Genomic DNA, 4,158 nt, shown 5'->3' with positions numbered 1-4,158 from the left:
CGTCCAGACTGCTTCATCTTGCCGGCATAATCACCGGCGAAGCCCCCCATCCCCCAGAAGAAGTCGGCCCGCACCGCGCCCTTGATGGCGCCGCCCGTATCCTGGGCAACCATCAGGCGCTGCAGCGGAGCCTGACTCGACGGCCAGGTCGTGTCGAGAAAGACCGGGGCCCCGAGAGGAATGGTCCGGGGGTCTACCGCCAGACTCCGGCCGGGCGACAGGGGGACGCCCAATGCCCCGGGAGGACTCTTTGCACTGGGCGGACGCTCAAGAAAAAAGACGTAACTGGGATTTTCAGCCAGCAGGCTTTTGACCCGATCCGGGTTCTGCTGCGCCCATTTCTTGATATTCTGCATCGACATCTGGTCACGGGTCATATCCCCCCGCTCGATGAGCAGTTTACCGATGGAGCGATAGGGGTGACCGTTCTGGTCACCGAAATGAACCATGGCACTCTCCCCATTGTCGAGAAGAATCCTGCCGGATCCCTGGATGTGCAGAAAAAAGAGTTCCACCGGATCAGCGACCCAGAAGAGTTCATTGCCGGCCACGGCCCCCTTACCCTGATCGATATCGCCACGGCTCCAGTAGGGAACCACCCTGCGCCCCTCGACCCGCCCGCGGAGACGGTAATCTCCGAGTTCGGGATAAAGGCTGCGCAGGTCGATCACCAGCAGGTCGTCGGGAACACCATAGAGCGGATAGGGATAGCGCTCGGTACGGATCCGGCTGCCGCGCAGGTCGGGAACATAATAGCCGGTGATGGTGCCGGTATCGCTGCCGTCGCTGTTGCGCACCCGGTACGGAACGAAGCGTTCCTCGAAAAAGCTTCTCAGCGCCAGCCCGTCTGCGCCGTCAAGAACTGCAGCCTCGCGGCAGACCTCGGCCCAGCCCTCTCGCTTCTTAAGCACCTGGCAGCTCACCAGCAGCGGCTCCAGCGCCTGGGACAGATCGTCCTGCGACCACCCCTCGACGGCATCCCAGGAAACCTCGGACAGGGCCGGCACCTTCTCTGGCGGCACCGGCGGCAGCTCAACGGGCGGGGGGCCCGGGGGAGGAGGGACAACTTCGGGCGGCCTGGCGCAGGCGGCCAGCAGAAGCAGGAGAATAAACACGGCACGGCGAAACATCGAAAAACAGCAACGGCCCCACATGGCCCAACGACACCTTTCTTGGCGAAAAAAACAAACCTCTGGCACCTCAAGCGCGCCAACAATACTCCCTTTTCGGTGCGCCGTCAAATACCCTCCAACGGAAGTCTTGCGTAAAATTTCGACACCCGGGCGAGGAGCTCGCCGTTGCCGTTTTTTCTGGCAGACACCAAGTGTCCATGCTATAAAATCGTGCAACAACTTATTAAGCACATACCTGCTTAACCTTGCATCTTCACCGCCTATCGCCTGGAGTCGTCCCCATGGAACCATCCGCCCGCGTCACCACCGGCTACGCCGGACTCGACTCGATCCTCGACGGCCTGCGCATCGGCGACAATGTCGTCTGGAAAGTCGACAGCATCGCTGATTACCGGAACTTTGTCGGCCCCTTTGTCGAACACGCACTGCAAGAGAAGAAGAAACTGGTCTACATGCGCTTCGGCGATCACGAACCGCTACTCGAACCCTCGCCGCAGATTACCATCTACGAGCTTGAACCACGCCAGGGCTTCGAATCGTTCACGACCCGCATCCATGCCATTATCTCCGACGAGGGTCCGGGCGCCTTCTACGTCTTCGACTGCCTCTCCGAGCTTCTCTCGGCCTGGGCCACCGACTACATGGTCGGCAACTTCTTCCGGGTCACCTGCCCCTACCTGTTTGAGCTCGACACCGTCGCCTACTTCGCCCTGATTCGCGACCGCCACTCGTTTCGCACCATCGAACGCATCCGCGACACCACCCAGGTTCTGATCGACGTCTACAACCACGACGACCACTTCCACATCCACCCGCTCAAGGTCTGGCAGCGCCGCTCGCCGACCATGTTTCTGCCCCACCGCAAGCAGGGCGACGAGTTCATCCCGCTGGCCAACAGCTTCGAAGCCACCAACCTGCTCAGCACGATCGCCGCCAGAAGCGGCGGCAGCGCCCATCGTCAGCTCGACCACTGGCACCACCTCTTCCTGCAGGCCGAACAACTGGCCAGCGACCCTTCCGCCATCGAAGAACAGCAGCGGATGGTCATGCACATATGCCGGCACCTGATCGGTCGCGAGGAGCGCATCCTGGCCCTGGCCCGACAATACCTGACGCTGCGCGACCTGCTCGGCATCAAGGCGCGGGTGATCGGCACCGGCTTCATCGGCGGCAAGGCGGTCGGCATGCTGCTGGCCCGCAACATCCTGCTGCACGACAGCACGTTCGACTGGCAGAACCACCTCGAAGACCACGACTCCTTCTTCGTCGGCTCCAACGTCTACTATTCGTACATCGTGCACAACGGCTGGTGGAAACTCTTCATGCAGCAGAAGACCAGCGAAGGCTACTTCACCGCGGCGGCCGAATTGCGCGAAAAAATGCTCAGCGGCAGCTTTCCCGAACCGATCCGCGAAGGCTTTCACAAGATGCTCGAGTACTACGGCCAATACCCGATCATCGTCCGCTCCAGCTCCCTGCTCGAAGACGGCTTCGGCAACGCCTTTGCCGGCAAGTATGACAGCTTTTTCTGTGTCAGCCAGGGCAGCCCTGAAGAGCGACTGGCCCAGTTCGAAGAATCGGTGCGGAAAATTTTTGCCAGCGCCATGAGCGAAGACGCTCTCGCCTACCGGCTGCAGCGCGGACTCGACCAGCAGGACGAACAGATGGCCCTGCTCATCCAGCGGGTCTCCGGCGCCTACCGCAAGCACTACTACTTTCCCGAGCTGGCCGGGGTCGGCGTCTCCTACAACACCTTCGTCTGGGACAAGGAAATGGACCCCCAGGCCGGCATGCTGCGCCTGGTGATGGGGCTGGGCACCCGCGCCGTCGACCGGGTCGAGGGGGACTACCCGCGCATCGTCGCCCTCGATGCCCCGCTCAAGAAGCCGCACAAGGGCTTCGAGGACACCCGCAAGTTCTCCCAGCGCGACGTCGACCTGCTCAACGTCGACAGCAACGCCCTGCAGACGGTATCCTTGCTCAACCTGAGCAAAGAAGGGATCGAGATCCCCTGGTCGATGTACGGAGTACGCGACACCGAGACCATGCGTCTGCTCGAAAGCCGCGGGACCAAGGGGCAGGACGTCTGGCTGCTGACCTTCGACCAGCTCCTCTCAAAAACCCCCTTTACCGGCATCATGCAGCGGCTGCTGAAAACCCTGGAAAAGGCCTACCAGTACCCGGTAGACGTCGAGTTCACCGTCAACTTCACCCGGCAGGGCGCGACCAGAATCAACGTCGTGCAATGCCGCCCGCTGCAGACCAAGGGGCAGGAGATCCAGGTCGAGGTTCCGGCCGACATCCCCGCCGAGAAAACCTTTTTCAGCAGCGAAGGAAACTTCATGGGCGGCAACATTTGCCAGCCCATCAAGTGGATCATCTGGGTCGAAGCGGCCGAATACATCCGCCTGCCGCTCTCCGAGAAATACGAGGTGGCGCGCCTGGTCGGTCGCCTCAACAAGCGCATCGCCAACCGCAGCGACAACCCGACGCTGCTCCTCGGCCCCGGCCGCTGGGGCACCTCGACCCCGTCGCTGGGCGTTCCCATCTCCTTCTCGGAGATCAACAACGTCTCCGCCATTGCCGAAATAGCATTTACCAGCGGCGACCTGATGCCGGAACTCTCCTACGGCTCCCACTTCTTCCAGGACCTGGTCGAGGCCGACATCTTCTACCTGGCCCTCTTTCCCGACAACCGCAACTGCTTCGTCAATGACGCCTGGCGCCACCGCCTGCCCAACGCCCTCGAAGGGCTGATGCCGGCCAGCAGCCGCTACAAACAGGTGGTCAAGGTCTACCGGGCCCCCAGCGAGGGGCTGCGGCTGATGGCCGACGTGGTCAGCCAGCGACTGGCTTGCTTCACCAGCTGAAACTCAACAGCGCCCAACGAGAAAGGCCCGGCATAAAGCCGGGCCTTTCTCGTTGCAGAATAGACGCTGAGCGGATCAGATCAGGCCGAAAGCCACCATGGCCTTGGCCACCTTGGTAAAGCCGGCGATGTTGGCGCCGTTGACGTAGTTGCCGG

Annotated in this window: 2 protein-coding genes; one reads left to right on the top strand and one right to left on the bottom strand. The window is 61.8% G+C overall.

The window, feature by feature from the left end; translation table 11 throughout:
- A partial coding sequence (mltA, locus tag ABYV89_RS14940; protein ID WP_432823731.1) for a murein transglycosylase A occupies positions 1-1,115 on the bottom strand: 1,115 nt, incomplete at its 3' end.
- Between the two features lie 299 nt (positions 1,116-1,414).
- Here mltA and ABYV89_RS14935 point away from each other — a divergent pair.
- The gene (locus ABYV89_RS14935) at positions 1,415-4,003 is read left to right on the top strand and encodes a PEP/pyruvate-binding domain-containing protein (RefSeq protein ID WP_432823730.1); all 2,589 of its coding nucleotides are present in this window, start codon (positions 1,415-1,417) and stop codon (positions 4,001-4,003) included.
- Positions 4,004-4,158 lie beyond the last annotated feature (155 nt).

The organism is Trichloromonas sp. (assembly GCF_041583255.1).
Taxonomy (GTDB): domain Bacteria; phylum Desulfobacterota; class Desulfuromonadia; order Desulfuromonadales; family Trichloromonadaceae; genus Trichloromonas.
Note: the sequence above shows the minus strand (reverse complement) of the source record. Positions and strands in the feature narration are given on the sequence as shown.